The sequence below is a fragment of the Arthrobacter sp. Y3223164 genome (genome assembly GCF_059091005.1).
This window is the reverse complement of the sequence record NZ_JBNHGF010000013.1, coordinates 1-23,162: the sequence shown is the minus strand read 5'-3', so window position 1 is coordinate 23,162 and position 23,162 is coordinate 1. Positions and strand designations below refer to the sequence as shown.

The 23,162-nt window shown below is 66.0% G+C and carries 21 protein-coding genes and 1 pseudogene; 9 read left to right on the top strand and 13 right to left on the bottom strand.

From position 1 onward, the window contains the following. From AC5RUJ_RS02070 to AC5RUJ_RS02055, 4 genes are all read left to right on the top strand, one after another. The coding region (locus AC5RUJ_RS02070; protein ID WP_494155571.1) for an aldehyde dehydrogenase family protein at window positions 1–1,285 on the top strand (1,285 nt) is incomplete at its 5' end. A 7-nt stretch (window positions 1,286–1,292) separates the two neighbouring features. After that, the gene (locus AC5RUJ_RS02065; RefSeq protein WP_494128857.1) at window positions 1,293–2,162 is read left to right on the top strand and encodes a 3-hydroxyacyl-CoA dehydrogenase family protein; all 870 of its coding nucleotides are present in this window, start codon (window positions 1,293–1,295) and stop codon (window positions 2,160–2,162) included. An 88-nt stretch (window positions 2,163–2,250) separates the two neighbouring features. Further along, complete coding sequence (locus AC5RUJ_RS02060; protein WP_494128856.1) at window positions 2,251–2,673, top strand: ArsR/SmtB family transcription factor; 423 nt, start codon at window positions 2,251–2,253, stop codon at window positions 2,671–2,673. Continuing rightward, complete coding sequence (locus AC5RUJ_RS02055) at window positions 2,670–3,581, top strand: cation diffusion facilitator family transporter (RefSeq protein WP_494128855.1); 912 nt, start codon at window positions 2,670–2,672, stop codon at window positions 3,579–3,581. Before AC5RUJ_RS02060 ends, AC5RUJ_RS02055 begins: the two co-directional genes overlap by 4 nt. A gap of 60 nt (window positions 3,582–3,641) precedes the next feature. Here AC5RUJ_RS02055 and AC5RUJ_RS02050 read toward each other — a convergent pair whose 3' ends face one another. From AC5RUJ_RS02050 to AC5RUJ_RS02035, 4 genes are read right to left on the bottom strand one after another with little or no spacing between them, the layout of a single operon-like run. Further along, complete coding sequence (locus AC5RUJ_RS02050; protein ID WP_494128854.1) at window positions 3,642–4,925, bottom strand: M20 family metallo-hydrolase; 1,284 nt, start codon at window positions 4,923–4,925, stop codon at window positions 3,642–3,644. Then, window positions 4,922–6,724: an amidohydrolase gene (locus AC5RUJ_RS02045; RefSeq protein ID WP_494128853.1), complete on the bottom strand. Its 1,803-nt coding sequence runs from the start codon at window positions 6,722–6,724 to the stop codon at window positions 4,922–4,924. The genes AC5RUJ_RS02050 and AC5RUJ_RS02045 overlap by 4 nt, the downstream gene beginning before the upstream one ends. Next, window positions 6,721–8,430 (bottom strand): thiamine pyrophosphate-dependent enzyme, encoded by a 1,710-nt coding sequence (locus AC5RUJ_RS02040; RefSeq protein ID WP_494128852.1) that lies wholly within the window; start codon window positions 8,428–8,430, stop codon window positions 6,721–6,723. Before AC5RUJ_RS02040 ends, AC5RUJ_RS02045 begins: the two co-directional genes overlap by 4 nt. 45 nt (window positions 8,431–8,475) lie before the next feature. After that, a complete protein-coding gene (locus AC5RUJ_RS02035) occupies window positions 8,476–9,798 on the bottom strand; it encodes an MFS transporter (protein ID WP_494128851.1) in 1,323 nt (440 codons plus the stop codon). Window positions 9,799–9,976: 178 nt separating this feature from the next. On the opposite strand from AC5RUJ_RS02035, the gene AC5RUJ_RS02030 reads away from it, so the two are divergent. The 3 genes from AC5RUJ_RS02030 (at window position 9,977) to AC5RUJ_RS02020 (ending at window position 13,259) form a co-directional block, all read left to right on the top strand. Continuing rightward, the gene (locus tag AC5RUJ_RS02030) at window positions 9,977–11,143 is read left to right on the top strand and encodes a PucR family transcriptional regulator (protein WP_494155570.1); all 1,167 of its coding nucleotides are present in this window, start codon (window positions 9,977–9,979) and stop codon (window positions 11,141–11,143) included. A 641-nt stretch (window positions 11,144–11,784) separates the two neighbouring features. Then, on the top strand, window positions 11,785–12,546 hold the full coding sequence (locus tag AC5RUJ_RS02025) for a FadR/GntR family transcriptional regulator (protein WP_494128849.1): 762 nt from the start codon (window positions 11,785–11,787) through the stop codon (window positions 12,544–12,546). Then, window positions 12,543–13,259 (top strand): cache domain-containing protein, encoded by a 717-nt coding sequence (locus AC5RUJ_RS02020; RefSeq protein WP_494128848.1) that lies wholly within the window; start codon window positions 12,543–12,545, stop codon window positions 13,257–13,259. The genes AC5RUJ_RS02025 and AC5RUJ_RS02020 overlap by 4 nt, the downstream gene beginning before the upstream one ends. 19 nt (window positions 13,260–13,278) lie before the next feature. Here AC5RUJ_RS02020 and AC5RUJ_RS02015 read toward each other — a convergent pair whose 3' ends face one another. From AC5RUJ_RS02015 to AC5RUJ_RS01980, 8 genes are all read right to left on the bottom strand, one after another. Further along, on the bottom strand, window positions 13,279–14,127 hold the full coding sequence (locus tag AC5RUJ_RS02015) for a gamma-glutamyl-gamma-aminobutyrate hydrolase family protein (protein ID WP_494128847.1): 849 nt from the start codon (window positions 14,125–14,127) through the stop codon (window positions 13,279–13,281). Beyond that, on the bottom strand, window positions 14,124–14,861 hold the full coding sequence (locus AC5RUJ_RS02010; protein ID WP_494128846.1) for a gamma-glutamyl-gamma-aminobutyrate hydrolase family protein: 738 nt from the start codon (window positions 14,859–14,861) through the stop codon (window positions 14,124–14,126). The genes AC5RUJ_RS02015 and AC5RUJ_RS02010 overlap by 4 nt, the downstream gene beginning before the upstream one ends. Next, window positions 14,858–15,589, bottom strand: coding sequence for an ABC transporter substrate-binding protein (locus AC5RUJ_RS02005; protein WP_494128845.1), 732 nt, complete (start codon window positions 15,587–15,589; stop codon window positions 14,858–14,860). Before AC5RUJ_RS02005 ends, AC5RUJ_RS02010 begins: the two co-directional genes overlap by 4 nt. Then, entirely contained in the window at window positions 15,586–17,013 is a 1,428-nt protein-coding gene (locus AC5RUJ_RS02000; RefSeq protein ID WP_494128844.1) for a glutamine synthetase family protein, read from the bottom strand. The genes AC5RUJ_RS02005 and AC5RUJ_RS02000 overlap by 4 nt, the downstream gene beginning before the upstream one ends. A gap of 33 nt (window positions 17,014–17,046) precedes the next feature. Next, a complete protein-coding gene (locus tag AC5RUJ_RS01995) occupies window positions 17,047–18,297 on the bottom strand; it encodes an NAD(P)/FAD-dependent oxidoreductase (protein ID WP_494128843.1) in 1,251 nt (416 codons plus the stop codon). A gap of 2 nt (window positions 18,298–18,299) precedes the next feature. After that, window positions 18,300–18,491 carry a ferredoxin gene (locus tag AC5RUJ_RS01990; protein ID WP_493968506.1) on the bottom strand — a complete coding sequence of 64 codons (192 nt, stop codon included), beginning with the start codon at window positions 18,489–18,491 and terminating at the stop codon, window positions 18,300–18,302. A gap of 67 nt (window positions 18,492–18,558) precedes the next feature. Next, complete coding sequence (locus AC5RUJ_RS01985; RefSeq protein ID WP_494128842.1) at window positions 18,559–19,758, bottom strand: cytochrome P450; 1,200 nt, start codon at window positions 19,756–19,758, stop codon at window positions 18,559–18,561. Window positions 19,759–19,823: 65 nt separating this feature from the next. Beyond that, on the bottom strand, window positions 19,824–21,329 hold the full coding sequence (locus AC5RUJ_RS01980; RefSeq protein WP_494128841.1) for an APC family permease: 1,506 nt from the start codon (window positions 21,327–21,329) through the stop codon (window positions 19,824–19,826). Window positions 21,330–21,779: 450 nt separating this feature from the next. Here AC5RUJ_RS01980 and AC5RUJ_RS01975 point away from each other — a divergent pair. Together AC5RUJ_RS01975 and AC5RUJ_RS01970 are read left to right on the top strand one after the other, a co-directional pair. Next, window positions 21,780–22,240, top strand: a pseudogene (locus AC5RUJ_RS01975) (ATP-binding cassette domain-containing protein); the annotation flags it as partial. Between the two features lie 3 nt (window positions 22,241–22,243). After that, window positions 22,244–22,630 carry a hypothetical protein gene (locus AC5RUJ_RS01970; RefSeq protein ID WP_494155572.1) on the top strand — a complete coding sequence of 129 codons (387 nt, stop codon included), beginning with the start codon at window positions 22,244–22,246 and terminating at the stop codon, window positions 22,628–22,630. Here AC5RUJ_RS01970 and AC5RUJ_RS01965 read toward each other — a convergent pair. Beyond that, window positions 22,599–22,997, bottom strand: a complete 399-nt coding sequence (locus AC5RUJ_RS01965; RefSeq protein ID WP_494128840.1) for a hypothetical protein — start codon at window positions 22,995–22,997, stop codon at window positions 22,599–22,601. The two genes, AC5RUJ_RS01970 and AC5RUJ_RS01965, sit on opposite strands and share 32 nt — an antisense overlap. Window positions 22,998–23,162 lie beyond the last annotated feature (165 nt).

Genomic DNA, 23,162 nt, shown 5'->3' with positions numbered 1-23,162 from the left:
CACCCCGACGCACGAGCGCGGCGCCGTGTTGCTGCGCGCCGCCGTCGTGCTTGAACAGAACGCCGAAGCCTGGGGGCTGGAGCTGGCCCGGGAAGAGGGCAAGACCCGGGCGGAAGGCCACGGCGAGGTGCTGCGGGCGGCGCAGATTTTCCGTTACTACGGGAACGACGGCGACCGCGCCGCCGGGGAGATCTTCTCCTCCCCGCGGCGCGGCGAGAAGATCCTCGTGACCCGCAAGCCGCTCGGCGTGGTCGGCGTGATCACCCCGTTTAACTTCCCCATCGCCATCCCGGCGTGGAAGATCGCTCCGGCCCTGGCGTACGGCAACACCGTGGTCTGGAAGCCGGCGAGCACCGTGCCGCTGCTGGCACTGCGGCTGGCCCAGGCGCTGGACTCCGCCGGGCTGCCGGCCGGCGTGCTGAACCTGCTGATCGGCCCGGGCGCCATGGGCAACACCCTCGTCGAGCACCCGGCGCTGGACGGCCTGACCTTCACGGGCTCCACCGGGGTGGGCCGCCGCCTCGCCGCGGAGGCGGCCGGACGCGGTGTTCCCGTGCAGGCCGAGATGGGCGGTAAGAACGCCGCCGTCGTCCTAGCCGACGCCGACCTGCAGCTTGCCGCCGAACAAGTCATGCTCGGTGCCTTCCGCTCCACCGGGCAAAAGTGCACCGCCACGTCAAGGCTCATCGTGGCCGATGCCGTCGCCGACGAATTCCTCGCCGTGCTCACCGAGCGCGCCCATGCATTGGCAGTCGGCGATCCGGCCGACCCCGCGGTGCAGATGGGACCGGTCATCAACGACGCCGCCCGGAAGTCCATTCACGACGGCATCGAAGCCGCGCTAGCGCAGGGGGCCCGGCGGATCGTCGGAGGCCAGCGGTACGAGGATGGCTTCCTCGCCCGCGGCTACTTCGTCCCGCCGACCGTCCTGGAGCTCCCCGACGACCGGGAGCTCGACCTGTGGCGCGAGGAACTTTTCGGACCCGTGCTGGCCGTCCGCCGGGCGGCCACCGCGGAGCAGGCCTTCGAGCTGGCGAACGACAGTGAATTCGGGCTCTCCGCCGCCCTGTTCACCCAGGACGTTACGCGTGCCCTCGACGCGATCGACGACCTCGATGTCGGCATCCTGCACGTCAACTCCGAATCCGCCGGCGCCGACCCGCATGTACCCTTCGGCGGCGCCAAGAAATCCGGCTACGGTCCCAAGGAACAGGGCGCGGCGGCCAAGGAGTTCTTCACCCATACCACCACGGTTTATCTGCGCGGCGGGACCGCCGGAGCCTGAGGGACACATGACTGCCTCCATCGATAACATCAAGCACATCCTGGTCGTGGGTTCCGGCGCCATGGGCTCTCAAATCGGCATGGTCGCCGCCCTGGCCGGGTACCGGGTCACCGTCCAGGACATCGCCGAAGGGATGCTCGCCCAAGCCAAAAAGCAGCTGACCGCGCGCATGGAGGCCAGTGCGGCCAAGGGGCGGATCAGCCGAGAGGACGCCGACGGCGCGTTGGGCCGCCTGGCCTTCGGCACGGACCTCGCGGCCGCGGCGGCGGACGCCGACTTCGTCATTGAAGCCGCCACCGAGAGGCTCGAGATTAAGCAACAGATCTTCGCCCGGCTGGGCGAGGTGACACCCCCGCACGCCATCCTGGCCACCAACTCCTCCACCCTCGGCTCGTCCAAGGTCGCCGCGGTGACCGGCCGGCCGGAGCAGGTCTGCAACATGCACTTCTTCAACCCGGCCCTGGTGATGAAGTGCGTGGAGGTGGTCCGGCACGAGTCGACGTCGCAGGCCACCGTGGACACCGTGATGGAACTGGCGCGGCGTTTCGGCAAGGCGCCCGTCCTGATCAACCAGGAGGTCCCGGGCTTCGTTGCCAACCGGCTGATGGGCGCTCTGCAGAAGGAAGCGCTGGCCCTCCACACAGCGGGCGTTGCCAGCCTCGAGGACATCGACACCACGGCCAAGACCGCCCTCGGCCACCCGATGGGCCCCTTCGAACTCATGGATATGGTCGGCCTGGACGTCATCGACTTCATCGCCCGTGCCACCTACGCCGACACCGGCGACGAGGCGGACCTGCCGCATCCGGCCATCACGGAGCTTGTCGAGCAAAACCGGCTGGGACGCAAGACCGGCCGGGGCTGGTACAGCTACTGACGAATCGCTCCAAGGGACTAACCACTTCAACCGCTCACCCTCGTTCTGGAAATACGACAAAGCCGCGCTTCGCCGATATCATCGGCATATGACGATGCAACGGCAACGGGCCGCGGGCCGAACAGGCGATTTGGCGCCGGCGGCCGCGTTGTTCCACAGCCTTTCGGATCCCACCCGGCTGACCATCCTGCAGCACCTGACCACCGGCGAACACAAGGTCCGGGAGCTGACGGAACACCTCGGCCTTGCCCAGTCCACGGTCAGCGCCCACCTGTCGTGCCTGAGCGACTGCGGCCTCGTCACCTCGCGCCCGGTCGGGCGGGCGTCGATGTACTCGCTGACCACCGAGCCCGAACTGCTCGCCGCCCTGGCGTCAGCCGAGCAACTCTTGAAGGCCACCGGCTACGCCGTCGAGCTGTGTCCGACGGTTGCTGGCGGCCGGGCTGCCGCCGAGGCGCCCTCCGCGAAGCCAATGACAGGTGCGGCGCCCTCATCCGAGGCATCGGCGTGAGCGGACACCACCACCATGCCGGGCCCACGCACCGCGGCCGGCTGGCCATCGCCTTCGGCATCACCGCCTCCATCCTGGTCGCCATGGTGGTCGGCGCCTTCGTGACCGGGAGCCTCGCACTGCTGGTGGACGCCGGACACATGCTCACCGACGCCGGCGGGCTGCTGATCGCCCTGCTCGCCGCTTCGCTCATGGCCCGCCCGCACACGCCGCGCCGCACCTGGGGATACCTCCGGATGGAAGTCCTGGCCGCCGGCGCCCAGGCCGCGGTCCTGCTCGCGGTCGGAATCTACGCGCTGGTTGAAGGTGTCCAGCGGCTGTTCCACCCGCCCGAAGTCAGTTCGGGCGGCCTGCTGGTCTTCGGCATCATCGGCCTGCTGGGGAACATCGCCGCCATGCTGGTGCTTAGCGCCGGACGGAACGCGAACCTCAACCTGCGGGCGGCTTTCCTCGAGGTGGTCAACGACGCCCTCGGCTCCGTCGCCGTCATCGCCAGCGCCGTCGTCATCGCCACCACCGGGTGGACCCAGGCCGACGCGCTGGCCGCGATGCTGATCGCCGTCCTGATCGTCCCGCGCACCGTCAAGATCCTCCGCGAGGCGGGCAGCATCCTGCTGGAAACCGTGCCGAAGGGCCTGGATCTCGAGGACGTCCGCCAACACATCCTGGAAGTGCCGCATGTGCTGTCGGTCCACGACCTGCACGCCTCGCGGATCTCCTCCAACATCCCGGTACTCAGCGCGCACGTGGTGATCGAGGATTCCTGCTTTGTGGACGGTCACGCCCCACAGGTCCTGGACCAACTCCAGCAGTGCGTGGCCGAACACTTCGAGCTGAGCGTGGAACACTCCACCTTCCAACTGGAGCCCGCGGGCCACGTGGAGCACGAGCACCCGGGCCACGACTGAGCGGAACGGCCGGCGCGGCATCGCCCCTCACACCGGCCGTTCCTTGCCGGACGGGGCGAGCTACTGCGCCGGGACGAACTCCCCTGCCACCACACGGCCCATCAACTCCGTGAGGAGATCCACGCCGGCGAGCAGGTCGTCGTCGTGGGTCAGCTCCTTCTCATTGTGGGAGACGCCGTCCACGCTGGGCACAAACAGCATGATGGTGGGGACGACGTCCTTCAGGTTGGTCGAATCGTGCCCCGCGAGCGTGCGGACCGTTCCGTACGTCAGGTCCAGCGCCTCCGCGCACTTGGCGGCCAGCCGCATGCCCGCCTCGTCGTAGGACTTCGCCGCCCAGACGTGTTCGGCGCCGCGTTCGATCCGCACACTTGCCCTTCGCTCGATCTCAGCGACCCGGCGGTGCAGTTCGGCATCGGCGGCGGCAAGCACATCGGGGTCCGTGCTGCGCACGTCCACGAGCAACTCCACCCGGTTGGCCACCACCACGGGCGAGTTCGGGTAGACCGTGAATTCCCCGCAGGAGGTGATGACGGAATGCTCGTCCGTGCTGAATTCGTCTGCAACCTCCCGCGCGGCGACCACCAGCGAGGAGGCTCCGAGCAGCGCGTCGTGCCGGTCGGCAATCACCGTGGCACCGGTGTGCGCCTGCTCGCCGTGCACGATGAACTCGTATTTGTTCGCGCCCCAGGTGGATTCCACCAAGCCGATGGTCAGCCCGGCGTCCTCCAGCGACCGACCCTGCTCAATATGGATTTCCACGTACGCCGAGATATCGAGGGAAAAGTCGCCGATGGTGCCGATCGCTTCCAGCGCCTCGCGGACGGTGGTGCCGCGCGGATCGGTGGTGGCAAGGACCTTCTCGGCGGGCAGTTTGCCGGTGAACACGGAGCTGCCCATCATGGAGGGCTTGAACCGGCACCCTTCCTCGTTGAACCAGTTGACGACGGCGATGTTGAACGCCGGCCTGGTGCCCTCGGCCGCCAGCCGCTGCTTGAGCCGGATCGCCGCGTGGGCTCCGGCCAGCACGCCGTAGGCGCCGTCGAAGCGCCCGCCCAGTGGCTGCGAGTCCAGGTGCGAGCCTACGGCGATATAGGGAGCACCGGGCACCAGCTCGAGCAGCGCGAATTGGTTCCCCACCGCGTCGTAGCGGACCTCGAAACCGTGCCCCTCGACCAGTCCGCGGAACCAGTTCCGGGTCTGCCCGTCCGCAACGGTCCCGGCCTGACGGTCCACTCCCCCGCCGGCCGTGGCGCCGAACGTGCTCATCGAGCGGAAGTCGTGCAGGAAGGACCCGGCGTCGTCGCTGGACTTGCCGGCCTGCTGCGTGGCAGTGATGGTCATGATGGCACTCCTAGGGACTGATTGTTCAAGAGGTTCTCTGCGGACGACGTCGGCGCCGGGCTCGGGGCACGGACGGCGGCCCGGTTCGGGGCTGGGTCGGGCGCCCGCTTCGGGGCCGGATGCGCGGCGTTTCCCGCGCTCGGAGCCGTGCCCGCGTCCAAGGTGTCGTGGCTAAATTCGCCGCCGACGATCGTGGCAAGGACCTCGAGCGCGGAGATGTCGGCAGCGTCCAGAGGTGAGCCGGACAGCACCGCGAAGTCCGCCAACTTCCCCCTGCGCAACGTGCCCTTCTCGCTGGCCACGCCCGTGGCCCGGGCGGCCCAGTCGGTGTAAGTCCGCAGCGCTTCTTCGGCGGTCAGGCCCTCGGATGCGCCGCCGAGGATCCGTCCTTGTTCGGTGCGCCGGTCCACCCAGGACTGCATGGCGCGCAGCACGTTGTTGTCGGCCACCGGCAGGTCGGAGCTGCCGGCCACCAGGATGCCCGCGTCCACCAGCGAGCGCCCCCGGTAGAGCCAGCCCTCGCGTTCGGGGCCCACCAAGGCGGCAAACTGGTCGCCCAGCGGGCCGATGAACGCGGCCTGCGGGGTGACAGCGATCCCGGCCGCGGCGACGGGCGCCAGCTGGTCTGGGCGCGAAATGCCGAAGTGCTCAATCCGGTTGGGCAGATGGTTCCGGCCGTAGCGCTCCTGGCAGCCGATAATGATGTCGGTGGCCAGATCGATGGCCGCGTCGCCGATGGCATGAAGCGCAATCGGCCAGCCGGCCCGGTAGGCCGCGTCCACCCGTTCACGGTAGGCCTCGGGTGAATCCAGCAGGTAGCCCGTGGTGTGCTGGTGGCCGCAGTAGTCCTCGGTCACGGCCGCGGTGACGCCCAGCAATGAGCCGTCCATAAAGACCTTCACCGGTCCCAGGGACACCCATTCGTCGCCGAAGCCCGCAACCGCCCCGAGGTCCAGGCCCAGTCCGTTGCCGGTGCCATGCATGTCGGCGGCGTTGGCCTCAAGCGGCCGCAGCGAGTCGAGCGCGGGCATCAGCTGGGCGCGGGCGTGGAGCTTGCCGGCCTGCTTGGCCTTCAGATACGCCTGAACTTCCACCGGGCTGTGCCCTATCCAGCCGCCCCCGATGCCTGCCTCGGTGAAACTGGTGATCCCCTCGGCCGCGTAACGCGTGGTCGCCGCGTCCAATGCCTCGACGATCCGCTCCACTGGATACGGCAGCAGCAGGTTCTGGATCAGCTGCTGCGCGGATTCTTCGACGACGCCGGTCGGGTAGCCGTCCGGGCCGCGGAGCACGGCGCCGCCGGTGGGGTCGCTGAAGCCGGGATCGAACACGCCGGCCAGGCGCAAGGTGGCGGAGTTGGTGATGGACAGGTGCCCCGAGACGTGCCGCAGGTACAGCGGCCGGTCGCCCGTAATCTCGTCCAACCGTCGGATGTCCGGAAAGGCCCCGCCATGGTGCTTGTGGTTGAAGCCGGTGCCGTTGACCCAGGCGCCCGGCCGGTCCTCCAGCCGCCGGACCTCGGCGTCCAGCAGCGCATACAGTTCCTCAAGGCCGCGCGCCTGATCCAGCTCGACGGCGCCCAAGCCCAGCCCCCACCACGTGGTGTGGCAGTGCGCGTCAATGAAGCCGGGCACCACGGCGGCACCGCCCAGCGATACTTCGCGGGCAGCAGTGCAGCCGTCAAGCTCCTCATCGAAGCCGACAATCCGTCCATTGAGCACGCCGACGGCTCGGGCGCGGGGACGCTCTGATTCCAGGGTGAGGATTTCGGCGTCGCGCAGGATGAGGTCCAGTTTCATCGTGTCCCCTCCGCCGCCGCCGCCGCCAGCGGCTTGCCGGCATCCTGCGCAGCCAGCCCGGGTGCGGCCAGGCCGACGATCTCCTCCGGTGCATTGGCCGTGCCCGGCGGCATCGTCTGCGGATCCGTGACCAGGTGCAGCAGCGCCAGCCACCCGCTGGCCAGGGCACGCTCCAGCGCCGGCCCAAACTCGGAGGTCGCTTCGACGCGTTCCCCGTGCCCGCCGAAGCTGCGGATCCAGTCGGAGAAGTTGGGGTTGACCATCGAAGTGCCGGACGGCCGGTCCGGGTAATGCTTGCGCTGGTGTTGGACGATGGTGCCGAAAATGCCGTTGTCCACCACGATCACCAGCGGAGCAGCACCGTGCGCCGCCGCCACGGCCAGTTCCTGCGCATTCATCATGAAGTCGCCGTCGCCGCAGACGGCCACCACCTGCCGGTTCGGTTCTATCAGCGACGCGGCGACGGCCGCCGGGACGGCCAGTCCCATGGCGCCGTTGCGCGGCCCGATCAGCGAACCGGCGCCGTGGTGGGTCAGGTAGCGGTGGCCCCAGAGGGTGGCGTTACCGGCGCCGTACGTCACCACCTTGTCCGCCGGCAGCCGGTCTTCCAGCACGCCGAAGGCCACCCCCAGGTCAACCCCGGGGCTGTGGTCCGGACGAGGCGTGGCGAACCGGCGCTGGTCTGCGGCGAGCGCGTCCATCCAGCCGCTGCCCCGTGTGCCGCGGGCCTCTGCTGCGGGAGGAAGTGCGTCAACGAAGGCCGACGGCGAGACCGCCATATGCTGGTCAATCCGGCCGGAGTGCATGGCTGCATCCGGATCCGGCAGCACCAGCACCGTCGTGGCGTCGAAGCCCTTGGTGTAGCCGTCGCTGAGCACATCGCTCCGACCGCAGCCGATGAACAGCAGCAGGTCGGCCTCGTCCAGTCTGGCGGCCAGGGTGTCCGCCCGGCCGTAGCCGAGCCAGCCGGACCAAGCCGCCGAACCGTGCGGAACCACGTCGTAAGCCCGCCAGTCGGCGGCCACCGGTACCTGGGCCTCGGCTGCCCACGCAGCGAGGTTGCCGCCGTCGTCGCCCCAGCCCTCGCCGCCGGCAATGATCAACGGGCGGAGGGCAGCGGCCAGCCGGCCGGCCAGTTCCTCCATCGCGGCCGGAGGCGGGACGGCTGATGCGAGCGCACGTGGTTGAACTACCCGCGTTTTGGTCGGCCGGACCAGCACGTCCTCCGGCAGGCCGATGACCACGGGTCCGGGCCGGCCGGACACCGCCAATTGCATTGCCTCGGCCACCGTCTCCGCGGCGCGGTGCTCGTCGTCGAGCACCACCACCCGCTTTGCCGTGGTCGAGAACCAGCCCTCAAGGCTGAACTCCTGGAACGAGTCCCGCCCCCGGTCCGCCACCGGGATCAGGCCGACAAAGAGCACCAGCGGCGTCGCATCCTGCCACGCGGTATGCACGGCAATCATCGCGTTCGCGGCGCCCGGGCCGCGGGTCACCATTGCGATGCCCGGGATGCCGGTCTTGCGCCCCTCCGCCAGCGCCATGAACCCGGCGCCGCCCTCCTGGCGGCACACCACGGTTGACACCGGCGAGTCGTGCAGCCCGTCCAGGACATCGAGGAAGCTTTCGCCCGGTACGGAATACACCCGCCGGACGCCGTGCGCCTCAAGTTGTCGGACAATCAGGTGGCCTGCGGACATGGCCATAGGGTGGTGCTCCTTCGTCAGGAAATTCGTCGTCGAACGTTTGGATCAGTGCTTGAAGCCGGGCAGGTTCACGCTCATGCACGGCGCCAGCGCACCGGCCACGGCGGTGAACAGGCTCAGGAACACCAGCAATGCGGCGGCCGGCCACCAGTGGTTTCCGGCGGCGGCTACGGTACCGGTGGCCAGCAGCGGAACGAACCCGGAGAGCATGCCGGCGGTGTTGGAGGCGAAGCCCACCCCGGTGTAGCGGGTGCGCGCCGGGAACAGGCCGGTCAGCACCGTGCCGGAAGCCGCGTACGGGAAGGAGAGCGTCGCCACGGCGAGCACCATGCCGGTGACCACAAGCGCGTGGTTGCCGCTGTCCACCAGCAAGAAGGACGGCACCGCGGCCACGGCGGAGGCGATGCCGCCGAAAAGGATGACGCGGCTGGCACCGAACCGCTCGCCCAGCCGGCCGCCCAGGATGAGGACGGGAATTTCGACGACGGCGGCGATGATGCCGCCCAGCAGCATCAGCTGGGCGGGGTAGCCCAGGATGTTCACGCCGTAGTAGACCACAAACGCGGTGACCAGATAGAAGCCGCCGACGCCGAGCAGGGCCGCGGCCATGCCGATGATGATGTGCTTCCAGGACTCCCTCAGGGTGGTGCGGATCGGGGCCTTCTCCACCTGGTCGTGCTCCAGCAGCTCGGCGAAGACCGGGGATTCTTCCAGCCTGCTGCGAATGTAGAGCGCGATCAGCAGCATCGGGATGGCGGCCAGGAAGGGGATGCGCCAACCGAAGGAGTTGAAGGATTCCTGCGAGAAAAACAACGTCATGAGGAAGAAGCCACCGGAGGAGAGGATGGTGCCGATCGGTGAACCGATCTGCGGCAGCGCCGCGTAGCGGGCACGGCGCTCCAGCGGGGCATTCTCCACCACAATCGTCATGGCGCCGGACCACTCGCCGCCCACAAACAGTCCCTGGGCCACGCGCAGCAGCACCAGCAGCACCGGAGCGGCAATACCAATGGCGGCGTACGTCGGCAGCAGGCCGATGAGGCCGGTCACCACGCCGATGCCCACAATGGTGACCATCAAGGTCTTGCGGCGGCCGATTCTGTCGCCCATCGCCCCGAAGAACATCCCGCCCAGCGGACGCGCCACCAGGCCGACGCCGAAGGTGGCGAAGGAGGCCAGCGCCGCCGCCGTTGCGTTCTCGTTGGCGAAGTACTGGACGTTGAACACCAGCGCCGCCGCCGCGCTGAACAGGAAGAAGTCGTACCACTCCATGGCAGTGCCGATGAGGGCACCGATGGAAACCTTCATCGCCTCCTTGTCCGTGATCTGCCGGGTGGCCCCGGCCTCGAGGTTCAAGGTTTCTGACATGGTTCCTCCGTGTTGGGTGTTCAGGTGTTCCGTTGTGCCGGACGCCACAACGCGCCGATGACGCACACCAGCCTCCCAGAGTGTGCCGCGTCACACCCGCACGAAACGTTGCGGCTTTTCGCGGCTAGGATGTGCAAAAGCACACGATAGGGGTAAAAACGCCATGGAAGCACCGCTCATGAAAAACCACGACGACGATGACGCCTCGGCGGCCCGTTGGAACCTGCTGCTGGACCAGCTGTCCGTGGACAAGCTGACGGACCTCTTCATCGAACGCATCCTGCAACTCGACGACTACCGGGACGGAGTGCTGCCGGCCAGCGAGATCCGCCGCACAGGGGCGGCCTCGTTCCGGGCGCTGATTGAGAGCCTGCGCCCCGGCGACGACAGTGAGCGCCTCATCGCCGAGCGGCAAGGCATTTCATTGGACGTGGGTGTCTCCCGCGCGAGGACCGGCATCCCCGTGGAGTCCCTGATGACCGCGATCCGCATCGACTTCACCGTGATCTGGGGCGAACTCATGGCGCTGGCCGGTCCGGGCGACGCCGAGCTACTGGTGCGCCGGGCCGAAACGGTGTGGCAGGTGGTGGACTCCTACGCGGCGGAAACCCAAGCCATTTATATGGCCGAGCGCCAGCGCATGGCCCAGGAAGAATCCTCCGTGCGGCAAGGACATGTCGCCACGATATTCGGGCAGGTCGACCCTCCGTCGGAGACGCTCACCCGCATCGCCGACGAACTCGGCATCGATGAAACCGCTCCCCTCGTGGTCGCGGCAGCCACAACTGACGACGCCGCCGCGCTTCGGGTGGAGGTTGCCTCGGCTTCCCGCCTTGGCACAGAGATATTCACCCATCCCCTGCCCGACGGATTGGTCGCCTTCTGGGCAGCCGATGACCGCCCGGGCAGCGCCGCACGCGAAACCACCGAGCACATCAAGAACATCCGCTGCGGCCTGGTCGCCCAGGTTGGCGGCCTCACAGATTTACGCGTCGCCGCCCAAACCGCCCGCGCCCTGGCATCGTTGGCCGAGGAGAGTGATCAGCAGGCCCTCACGATGCAAAACGCCTGGGCCAGACTGTCTCGGCACCGCCTCTCGGAAACCGGGGTTCCCATTGTCCCCGACGTGGACGCCGCTCTGGCCCGATGCGGGACGGTGGAACGGACCCGGCTGGTGGAAGCGGTACGGTCCTACCTTTCTACGGGCAGCATCGCCCAGTCCGCCGACCAGCTCTACTGCCACCGGAATACCCTGATGAACCGGCTGCGTCGCTTCACGGAATTAGTCGGCGTCGACGTGACCATCCCCCAACAAGCCGCCCGCCTCGTCGTCGCTTGGTCCTGATCGAGCGACGCAGCCAATCTCGCTGGCCGGGCGCGCGCCGCACCTGGGATACCTCCCGATGGCTGGAGCCCTCAGGCCACGTGGAGCACGAGCACCCGGGCCAAGGACTGAGCGGAACGGCCGACGCGGTTGGCGCAGCAGCGCTGCCGGCAGCTTAACCCTGTGCTGCTACAGGAGCGGTGTCTTGATCAGCTTCTTGTTAACGAATCCGTCCATGCCGAAACGAGCAAGCTCGCGGCCGACGCCGGAGCGCTCGACCCGCCGAAGGGCAAGTCAGCTTGAGGGTCCGGAGTGGAGTTGATAAACATCAAAGGACGCCGGCACGGTCCTGCACCATAGTATTGCGCCATGGCTCGAAGGCGCGTGAGCACTCTTCACTGCCTCCGCGACATCCTCATCACTTGCAGCCGGTATTTCTAAGAGAACTTCGCCCGTTGTCGGATTGATTGTCCTGTAGTAGCTCATAAAGATTGAGCATACCCATCATCGACTTCGGTATTCCAGCACTCCCCGCCAACCTCAACCATCGATCATTGCTGTCGCCAATTAATGTCATTCCTGAGTCGAGCGGGTAGAATATTAATGTTCGAGATCAGACCGGAGATCCCGGCGTCTCGATTGAATTTCTAGGAGAAGAACCCGTGGCTTCACCAATGGCGCTGCAGTCTCAAATCTATCGATCGCTGCCGGACATGGAACGATCGGAGGCCATCGTCCGCCGGATCTCTACAGCAATCTCCTTAGGCATGCTCCGGGTCGGGGAACGCCTTCCGGTTGAGGCTGAACTGTCAGAGATGTTCGGGGTCGCTGGCGCAACGCTGCGGGATGCCTTGGCAGAACTGCGGGACCAAGGTGTGGTCGAAACCAGGCGGGGGCGCAACGGCGGCACTTTTGTGGTGAAGTTCCCTGCCACACAGGAGGAGAACCTGCGCCTGTACCTGCGCGAGACCTCCATCGCCGACCTTCGCGATCTGGGCGACGAGCAAACAGCCGTTGCTGCCGCCGCCGCCCGCCTGGCCTGCGATCGAGCAGATCCCAAGGACCTGGACCGGCTGGAACGATTGGCCCGCGGGCTTGAACAGGCGGCTACCCCCGAGGTTCAAGCGCGGGCCGACAGTCGCTTCCACATCGAATTGGCGGTGGTAGCACAGTCGCCGCGGCTGACGAGCCAGGAGATCAGGCTGCAATCGGAGGTCGGGCAACTACTGTGGACTCCGTTGGCAGGCGTATTCGACGCTCAGGCCGCGGCGCGTGAGCACCTGGGAATCGTGGCCGCAGTGCGGGAGGACGACCCCGATAGGGCGCAGCGCTTGGTCTTGGAACACATCCGCCGTAACACCTACCACCTGATCGACACCAAGCTGACCCTCACCCATGCCGGCGAAGAACAGGAGATTTCATGACCGCGCCAGCAACTTCACAGGCCGCCGAGAGTGCCGCCGCCATCGAGGCATGGCTTAACGGGCTTTACCAGGATCTCCATGCGGCGTCCAAGAAGGTGGGACAGCGCCTTGAGGAAAAGGTCTTCCCCGGCAAAAAAATGTCGCCCAAGGAGATAGTGGGCATCGGCGGAATGGCCGAATCATTCCTGAATTCGCACGATATTGCCGTGGGCGCCGGAGAGATATTCTCCCTGTCCGCCATAAAAGATGCCCAAGGCGTCCTGGAATGGTGGATCCGAAACAATTCCGGAGATATTGAAAAATTCGGTTTCGATCTGGCCCCGGAAGGTGATCGTTTCTACGATTACGAAAAGCTACCCTGGTTCTCCATTGCCGCTAAAACGGGACAGCAATCGATCGCCGGACCGTACGTCGACTATCTGGGCTTCGATGAATACATCGTCACCTGTGCCGTTCCCACCTACGTCCATGGCACGTTTATCGGCGTCACGGGATGCGACATTCGGGTCCGGGACCTGGAAAACAAGCTGATCCCGATCGTCCGCCGCATTCCGGGCGATGCAGCCCTCCTCAACGACCAGAACCGCGTGATTCTGGGCAATTCGGGACGCTTTATCGTCGGCGAACGGATTAAGTCCGCCCCCATAGGGTTCGGGTTCCTTCCGTTGGACGTACCTAATCTAAATTTGCGGTTGATCTGCGCGACCCAGTAGCCGCGCCGATGAACCTCTCTCAAGCATTCACTCGATCAGGCAGTCGTCCGAGGGCCCTGTCACCTCCGTTCCGGCGCTGTTCGTTTCTGCTCTGGCGGACGAACTCGGCAAACAACGCCATTCGGTCATCGGCGTTGCCGCCCGAATCCTCCGGGTGCCACTGCACGCCAACCACCCAGGTCTTGCCTGGATGCTCGGTTCCTTCAACAACACCGTCGTCGGCCACGGCCGTTACCGTCAGTTCCTTGCCCACCTGACCTACCGCCTGGTGATGCCCCGACCGGACGGTCAGCCGTTCACAGTCCATAATCGAGGCCACCTTAGAGCCGGGGAGCAACCGGATGGACTCGTCCAAAAACATCGGTTCCCCCGGTCCCCCGCGGTGCAGGTGCCACGGATCAAGATCCGGAATCAGTGTGCCGCCGCAGGCCACATTCAGCAGCTGCGAGCCGCGGCAGATGGCCAGCATCGGCTGGTCCCTCTCGAGCACTCCCTTAATCAGCTCCAGGCAGTACTCATCCGCTCGGCGGTCCACGCCGTAGGAGTTCGGAACCGGATCATGGTGGCCGTACAGCTTGCCGTCCACGTCTCCGCCGCCCAGGAAGAGCACGCCGTCGAAGTCCGCTAGCTTGGCGGCCGGCATGAACTCCGTGGCCGCGCTGTCCACCAGCTCGCCGCGCGCACCGACGGCCAGCAGCGTCTCGAAGGCAGTCCGGGTGAACCGCTCCATGAGTTCCAGCGTCTGGTTTGTCATCCCGGGAAAGGTCAGGGAAACGACGACGCCGATGCGCGGCGCGTCCGTCGGCAGGTCGGCCAACCCGGCCGGCAGTACGGCCGCGGGATCCACCCGGAGCTCTTCCTCGCTCATCGCGCACCCGCCACGGTCAATCCGCTCTCGGCGGTGGCGCGGCGCCGTGTTGCGGCTTGCACCACCCACTGAAACAAGGCGTGGTCGCTGGCATTAGTCTCCGCGGTGTCCTCCGGATGCCACTGGACGGCCAGCATCGGCGCTCCGGCGACTTCCACCGCTTCCACCACTCCGTCCGCGGCGGTGGCGGTGACCGTCAGGCCCTCGCCCAGTACTTCAATCGCCTGATGGTGGTAGGAGGAGACGTCGGCTGTCTCGCTCCCGACGACCTCGGCCAGCAGCGACCCTGCGGCGACCCGGACGGGATGGACTGTGCCCTTGTGCTGCACCTCCCCGGGTGCGAGGTGCTGGATCAGAGTCCCGCCCCGACCGACGTTCAACAGCTGCAGGCCGCGGCAGATGGCGAGCAGCGGCACGTCCGCGGCGAGGCAGCCTTCGATGATCCCGGTTTCGTAGTCGTCCTGTCCGCCGTAGTCGGTGGGCCAGTAGTGCTCGTCGGGCTCGGCGCCATACAAGGAGGGCGCTACGTCGGCTCCACCGGGCAGCACGACGCCGTCAAGCCGGGCGAGCTGTTCCGCTGGGCTCTCGCCGGTACCCGGAAACATGATCACCGGCTCGCCGCCGGCACGAACAATGCAGCGCAGCACCGCGGCGGCCACGGCCACTCCGTCGTAGCGCAGTCCGTGGACGGAATCGGCCCACATGCCCGGCACTCCAATCAAAGGCCGTCTCATGCCGAGACCTCCGTGCTCAGCGGGAACGGCAGGTGCGGCATCCACTCGGCCCACACAGCCTCCAGCCGGCCGTCGAAGATGACAACGCCCAGTGTGCCGTTGAGTTCGGCCAGCAACTGCGGGTTGTCCTTCGCCACGCCGATGCCCCAACGGTTACCGGTTCGGGCGGTGAAGGCCACGTCGTATGCCGGGTCCTCCCCCAGTGGAACGGTCACGACGTCGTCGTCCACCATGGCGTCCACCTCGCCGTTGCGCAGCGCCGCGAGCATGTCACCGAAGACGTCGTCGCTGGCGCCGAACGCTACCGGAATAATCCCTGGGAAAGTGGAGGCGAGCCGCATATTTGCACTGCCTTCGATGGCCGCGACCCGGTAACCGGAGAGATCCTCCGGTGAACGTGCCGGATCGCCCTTTCGAACCAGGACGGTCTCGTCAAACACCGCGTACGGCTCGGTGAAGTCCACTATCGCCTGGCGTTCGGGGATGATTCCCTGACCGCACCAAACGGCGTCGACCCGGTGGTCGCGCACCGCCGGGAGCATGTCGTCCCAGGCCATAAACGCCCACTCCACTCGCAGGCCCATGGCGGATGCGACCAGTTCGGCCGCCGCCGGTTCGTATCCGCGGCGGTTGCCCTCACTGTCCGCCAAATTGAACAGCGGCGGCGCCTCGGAGTCGATGCACGCCAGGCGCAGGGTGCCCGCGGTCAATGTGCTGACGGCGCTCACGGGATGGTCTCCCAGTACATCTCGCGGTCCCACTCGGTGATGGCGCCACAGTAACGGGCCCATTCCTCCTGCTTCAGCTGCGTGTAGATCGCCACAAGGTCCTCGGGCAGCGCCGACGTGAGGTAGGTGTCCGACACGAACGCATCGATGGCGTCACCCAGCGTGAGCGGCAGTTGGCCGCCGACCGGGCCGTCGGCACCGCCTTCGGGCAGTCCGGGATCAAGCTGGCGGTCCAGCCCGTCCTGCATGGCCGCGATCAGCAGTGTGTGGGACAGGTACGGGTTCACGGCCGCATCCGGCACACGGTACTCCATCCGGCCATTCGAAGAGATGCGGATTAGGCAGCCGCGGCTGTCAAGTCCCCAGTTGGCCAGGCTCGGCGCGAACTGGCCGGCATCCCAGAACCGCTTGTAGGAGTTCACGGTGGAGGCCATCACGGCCATCGACCCCGGTGCATGGGCGAGCATGCCGCCGATGGCGTGCTTGGCCGTCTGCGAAACGTGCAGTTCCACCCGGCCGGCGTCCTCGGTGACGTTGGTGTCGCCGTCCCACAGGCTCAGGTTGTGATGGCAGCCGTTGCCCATCTGGCCGTTGTAGGGCTTGGGCATGAAGCTGGCGGTGACGCCGAATTCACGGGCTACCTGCTTACAGATCTGCCGGTAAGTCACCAGCCGGTCGGCGGTGTTCTCCACCCGGTCGTACATCCAGTTCAGCTCGAGCTGGCCGTCGTCCTCGTAGTCGCCTTCAATCATGTCCAGGCCCATGGCCTTGGCGTAGGTGACCAACTTTTTGTAAATGGGGCGCATCCGCTCCAGGTTCTCCACCTGGTAGGCGGGGCTGGTGCCGGGCTTCTTAACAACCGCCAGGCCGGGTCCCTCCCACGTCATCTCCGGTTCGGTCCCGGAGCGCACCTCGAAACCGGTGCGGGCAGTGAACGCCTCGTGCGAGCGGATCAGCAGGGACCGGGTGTCGATCGGCATCAGGCGGCCACCGACCTCCGGAAGGTGCGGGGGCTCGTAAGCAGTGCAGAAAATTCGGGCGACCGAGGTGTCCCAGGGCAGGACCACGAAAGTGTCCGGCTCCGGTAGTGCCCAGAACTCGCGGGCCTCGATGCCGCCGCCGATAAGGTTGCCGTGGCGGTCGTTCTGCAGGTCCGACAACGCGGTGCGGTGGAAGCAGATGCCCTTCTCCAGGTTGCGGCGGAAGTGATTGGCCGGAACCATCTTCGCTACCATGCGCGAGCCGATGGTCGGCAGAGCATAGTAGACGTATTCAACACCGGCTTCTTCGATCTTGCGGCCGAGTTCGCGCACCGTTTCGGGGCGCAGGTTGCGCTCTTGGTGGCGGGCGAAGGCCTCGCGGTCGCTCAAGACAGCCAGCATCTCGGTCGCGGCCTCGTCGGGGCGTACAGGGGTTAGTGTCATCTCAGTTTCCTTCGGGTCTGTGGCCAGTCCGTTTTAGACGGCGGCGAGCTGGGAGCTGGCAGGCAGGCCGGCCTCGGTCACGAGCTTGCGGTAATGCAACTGGCGGTCGGCGGGCAGTGCGCAGGTGACGGCACCGATCAGCCGGCCGCCGAGGTAGTAGGCAAGAGCAGCCCCGTCGGCGGGCCGGGACGGGTCCCCTTCAAGGACCTCGACCCGGTCTGCCACCGCTGGGCTCCCCACGCCTTGGACGCGGATACCGAAGATGTCCGTCCAGAAGGAGGGCAGCGGTACAAGCGGTTCCGGCGCTTCCACTCCGTTCAGTCCGGCAACCAAGGCCGGTGCGGCGATCTTGGCGGTGTCGGCAGGGGTGGCCCAGTGCTCAACGCGGCGTGGGCCGGTGCCGGCGCGGCGGTCCGGGTAGCGCGCCACATCGCCGACCGCGACAAAGTGCTGGGCCCCAAGCACCCGCAGGTGCTCGTCGCAGAGCACACCGTCAGTCAGGTCTAGGCCGTTGCCGGCCAACCACTCGACGTTTGGCGTGGAACCGACAGCCTCAATTACGGCGTCGGCCGCCACCTCTCGTCCGCCGGTCAGGCGGACGCCGGTGCAGCGCTGCGGCCCGTCGGCGCCGTCGTCGTGCCAGGTAAATGAGGTGACGCGTTCACCCGAGACGCACTCGACACCGCGTTCGGTCAGGAAGTTGCGCATGCCCTCGCTCAGCTCGCGGCCGAGCGTGTGCTGCATCGGCCCGCTGCTACCTTCGATCAACGTCACCCGGCAGCCCAGCAGCGTGGCCGTGGCAGCTGCCTCACAGCCGATGAATCCTGCGCCTACCACCACAATCCGGGCCCCCGGGCGCAATTCCCGGTGCAGGCCCAGTGCGTCCTCCAGCGTGCGGAGGACGTACCGGCCATGCAGCGGCCCGGGAACCCGGACGCGCGCCGGACGCAGCCCGGTGGCGACCACCAGTCCGTCGTATCCCAACTGCTCGCCAGTAGCGAGGGTCAGTGTGCGGTGCGCGAGGTTTGCGCGGGTGACCGGTGCCCCGAGCAACCAGTCGATGTCGGCGGCGCTGCGGCGCTGCCGCAAAGCCACCGACGCCAGGGCTTCCTGGATCGAGCCGGGCGACTTTAGCAGTTCCTTCGAGAGCGGCGGCCGGTTGTAGGGAGGATGGACTTCTTCGCCGATCACGAGGATCTCCTCCTCCCAACCGGCCGACCGCAACTGTTCAGCGGCACGTAAACCTCCCATCGAGGCTCCGGCGATGGCGATTCTGCGGGCCATGATCAGTCCTTAAGGAAGATCGCTTGGACGGGGCAGACGTCGATGGCTTCTTCGACCTCGTCCAGAAGGGAATCGTCGAACGTCGGCTCGTATTCGAGGACGCCGTCCGGGTTCATACGGAATACTTCCGGCGCGGCGATAGCGCACTGGCCATGGTTGTCGCACAAGCTGCGGTCGACATCAACGGTCTTCATGGGGTCCTGCTTTCTGTAGAAGCTGAAGTGCTGGTGGTGCTGAAGTGTTCGTGGTGCTGTCTGCGGTTCAGGTGCGTGCGGTGAAGCCGATCGGCAGGCGGATTGGGCCGGTGTTGCCGGAATCTGGCAGCCACTCGTCTCCCCCGGCCAAGTAAGGGGCAGCGAGGCGGCTGGCCAGCAGCGGCAGGGCCTCGCTCATGTCCGCTCGTGCGACAAAGTGGCCAAGACAGTGGTGCACGCCGCCGCCGAAGCCGTAGTGCGGCGCATGCTCGCCAAGCAGATCCATCTCCGGGTTGGGGAAGGCCTTCGGGTCAGTGCCGGAAGACTGGGTGAAGAGGTGCACCGTAGTGCCTTTTTCAACGAAGAGATCCTGATAGGTAAAGTCCTCCACCGCTTCCCTGGTGACCCAGGTGACCGTCGGGTTAATGCGCATGACCTCTTCAACGGCCTTGGCACCCAGGTCGGGGCGTTCCGCTAGCAACTCCCACTGCTCCGGGTTGCGGATGAACGACTGCATCGCCAGGCCCAACTGATTGCGGGTGGTGTCCATGCCGCCGAAAATCAGCAGCACCAGCGCGTTGCGCAACTCCTCGTCGCTGAGCCGGTCTCCGTCGCGGCTGGTCAGCACCAAGCGGCTGACGAAGTCCTCGCCCGGGTTTGCCTGGCGGTCCTTGATCAGCTTGTCGGCGTATTCGTAGAGCTCAGCGACTGCCGCCTCCACCTTGTCCAAGTCCCGCTTGAACGTCACGCCGAGGGCCAGTCCCACTGTGGAGGCCAGCCGGGCGATCGTCGGCCACTCACTTTCCGGAATGCCCAACAGGATGGTGAGTACCCTAGTGGCGTAGGGCTCGGCGAAGTCGCGAATGAACTCGCACTCGCCCTTGTCGATAAACGCATCAATCAACTCGTTGGCCAGGGCTTGGAATCGGGGCACCAGGTCCTTGATCAGCCGGGGCGAGAATGCCGGGTTAAGCAGTCGGCGGATGCGGTGGTGGTCCTCGCCTTCCAGCACCAGCAGATTCTTGGTCCACCAGTCGTAAAACAAGCCGCCGTGGACCCCGTTGTGGGCCGGCCATTGGGCGCTGCCCTGCTTGAGCTTGGGGCTCTTGAGCAGCTTGCTCACCTCGTCGTACCGCAGCACGGCGATGCCGTAATTGGTCCTCGCGTACCAACTGGCCTCGCGCGCGTTGCGCAACTCTTCGGACTGCATAGCGAACGACGGATCCGAAATGTTCAGGTACGGGACGTCAACAGTGGGCGTACTCATGGATGGAACCTATTCCTCATTTTGCTATCGGTGAATTGCTGGGCTGGAAGGCCCGGACTGTAGTGCTAGGCAGACAGGGACGCGGAGGGTATGGCATCTCCCGCGGGGGCGTCCCCCTTCAGATATGGCTTCTTCCACGCCATGTAGAGCAGGCCGATAACCACGACCCCGACCGCGGAAATCAGCACAATGTAGTTGGCGAACCAGCCCGCTTCCGGAGTCCTTGGCCAGGCCATGTTGATCATGCCCAACACACCCCACGCGAGAGCCGCGATGTTGACCGGGATGCTCCAGACCCCTAGGCGGAAGGCCCCGTTGGGCTTCCACCCCTTCAGGTGGGCCCGCAACGACGCCAGGACGACCATCTGGAAGCCCATGTACATGCCCATCGCGGCGAACGAGATGATGGTGACCAGCGCGTCTTCGGAGACTTTGGAGCCAACCACGATGATCGCCGGGACCAGGCCGGCCAGCAGCAGAGCGTACGGCGGCACGTGCCGGGTCTCGCTGAACTTGCTGAGCAATTTGCTGCCCGGCAAAATTCCGTCGCGGGCCATCGAGTAGGCCAGCCGCGACGACGCTGCCTGCAGGCTCAGAGCACAGGAGACAAAGGAGATCAGCACGACGGCGAGCACCACCTTGAAGCCAACCGGTCCGAAGGCACCCAGCAAGGCGCTGCCGATAGGGTCGGAATTTTCCCCGGAGATCACGGCGCCGAAGTCGGGCACGGCCAATATCAGCGACAGACAGACGAACATGGCAGCGAAACCGCCAATGTAGATGGTCATGCGCATGGCCTTGGGGATCCGCACTCCGGGGTTCGGCACCTCTTCGGCCACGTCGCCGCAGGCTTCAAAACCGTAGTACTGGTAAATGCCGATCAACCCGGCAGCGGCGAAGGCGATGAAGTAGTTGCTGCCTTCACCCGCGCCGAAACTCTGGAACAGCACGCTGAGGTCGTGCTCTCGGGCTGTTGCCAAGAGCCAGACACCGACGATGAGAGCCCCGCCGAGTTCCGCCAACAGGCCCAGCATGGCTACCTTGCTCAGCACCTTGGTCCCGCCGAGGTTCAACACGGTAGCCAAGGCAATGACCACCAGTGCCGAAATGATCACTGAGTCGACGGTGCTTTCCATCCCCAGCAGCAGGCTGAGGAACGGCCCGGCCCCATACGAGACGCTGGCGATGGTCGCCAGCAAAGCACAGAGGTAGACCCACCCGTTCATCCAGCCCCACTTGCGGCCCCACAGACGGCGAGACCACGGGTAGACGCCGCCTGCGACGGGGTAGTTGGAGACAACTTCCCCGAAAACCGTGGCAACCAGCAACTGGCCGATGCCTACGATCACCAGGGACCAGAACATCGGCGGGCCTGCCATCCCGAGAGATGCCGCGAACAATGAGTAAATCCCCACCACCGGGGACAGGTAGGTGAAGCCCAGCGAAACGTTCCCCCAGAACGTCATTTCCCGCTTAAATTGCTTCTCATACGAGTAGCCAAGGCTGGCGAGGTGCTCGGCGTCTTCATCGACGTCCGGACCTCCAGCGGGTCTCGTCATTTCGGCTGACATTGCGCTCCTTCGAAAACGAATGGTCAGTGCGGTGAACGGGCCGTGAGAAATGCCACCCCGCGGTGATCGACGTCACAGTGAGGGCGATCACAAAAACCCTACAAATGAATGTTTTATTTGGCAAGCACTTTTCGGAATTTGCCGTCCATGCACTGCCCTCATAGAGGAGCTTTCCTTGCTTTGGGCTCAGCCACGCCGAGAACGATTGCCCCACTGGAGGCCAGACAGGCGGATTGAAAAACATGTGCCCTAAGCAGATTTAGCAGCCCCGACCATGCTCGTTCGCCGTCGGGCTGCCGTAACCCGACTGGCGCCGCCCTACCGAAAGATGCGCGCGACCAAGAACGTGAGCCGGGGATCCGCCTGCCCGAACCCGCGGCAGCTCGTGACCGCGCGGCAGGAACCCTCAATCCGCCAGACGCGGTTCGTTGAGTTGTAACTACGGGGGTCGTGCGCAGAGCCGAAAACCAACGTGGCCAGAGCCTTCCGCCTGGCGCTCTAAGAGCTACGGAGAAACGCACACCCTTGAAAGGCATCGACCTGCAGGTGAATCAACACCAGGTGGTCTGCTTGCACGGCGCGTCCGGCTCCGGAAAATCGACCCTTCTGCTGTGCAATAACGCATTGGAGCCGATCCAGGAGGGGCAGATTTCCGTTGCGGGTGACGTCGTTTCCGGCCCTGGAGCGGATGTCAACAAACTTCGCCGGGAAGTTGGCATGATTTTCCAGTCCTACAACCTCTTCCCGCACATGACGGTGCTCGAAAACGTCATGCTCGCACCGGTCAAGCTCGGTCGGCAGGAAAAGGAACAAGCCCGCTCGAACGCGCTGTCACTACTGGAACGCGTCGGACTCGAGCAGCGCGCTGGAACTACCCGGACCAACTCTCCGGCGGACAGCAACAGCGTGTAGCCATGGTCCGTGCCCTTGCCATGGATCCGCGAGGGTTGCTGCTCGACGAGATCACCTCGGCGCTAAACCCCGAACTGGTTGCGGAAGTCTTGAACATCGTCCGCGATTTGGCTACAGAAGGAATGCCCATGTTGCTGGCAACTCACGAGATGGGATTTGCCCGGGAAGTTGCCAGCACCGTCGTCTTCCTGGATAAGGGCAAGCTGCTGGAGCAGGGACCGCCAGAGCAGATGTTCACCGACTCTCAGGAGCGCGTACCCGGGCATTCCTTAAGAAGATCGTTGAAGCGGGCCGGATTTAGGAACGACACACCGCGCTCTCGGGCCGCTGGAACCAGCGGCCCGAGAGCGGAAACAATCAGGGCCCGTTCCCGCCTGTTCCGTAGATAAACTCCTCGGCGTGGGCCACGGCCTTCTTGAACGAGTCGTTGCGTAAAGCCGCCTGTTCCGGGCCGCCGTTGACGCTTTCGGTGTAGTTCGTGAAGCCCGGCCGCAGCGCCCAGATGCCGCCGCCCGGCGGCAGGTAGAACACGGCGAAGGAGCGGTGTTCGCCGTCGTCGTCCTCCCACACCGGAACGACGGCGACGGCGGCGCCGGTATCGACGTTGATCCACTGCGCGCGCGGCCGCGGCTGGCCTTCTTCGAACACGCTCGGGTCCAGGAACGGTGCGGTCCCCGGCCCCCAGCGCTCTTCGAACCGTTCATGGAATACGGGAAACAGGTGATGGTCGTACCGACGCCAACTGGAAACAGGCATTGATCCTCGCTTCATCGAAAGGGGAATAGCAGCCACTCAGGCCACACGGTATTCTCGGGCTCCGGTCGTGGGAAGCCGAGGTAGACCGGTTCCGCCACCTCCGTAGCCGGGCGCACTCGCGGGACAGGGCGCGGACGCGTCCCGGGCGTCGGCGGCCGCCCCGGC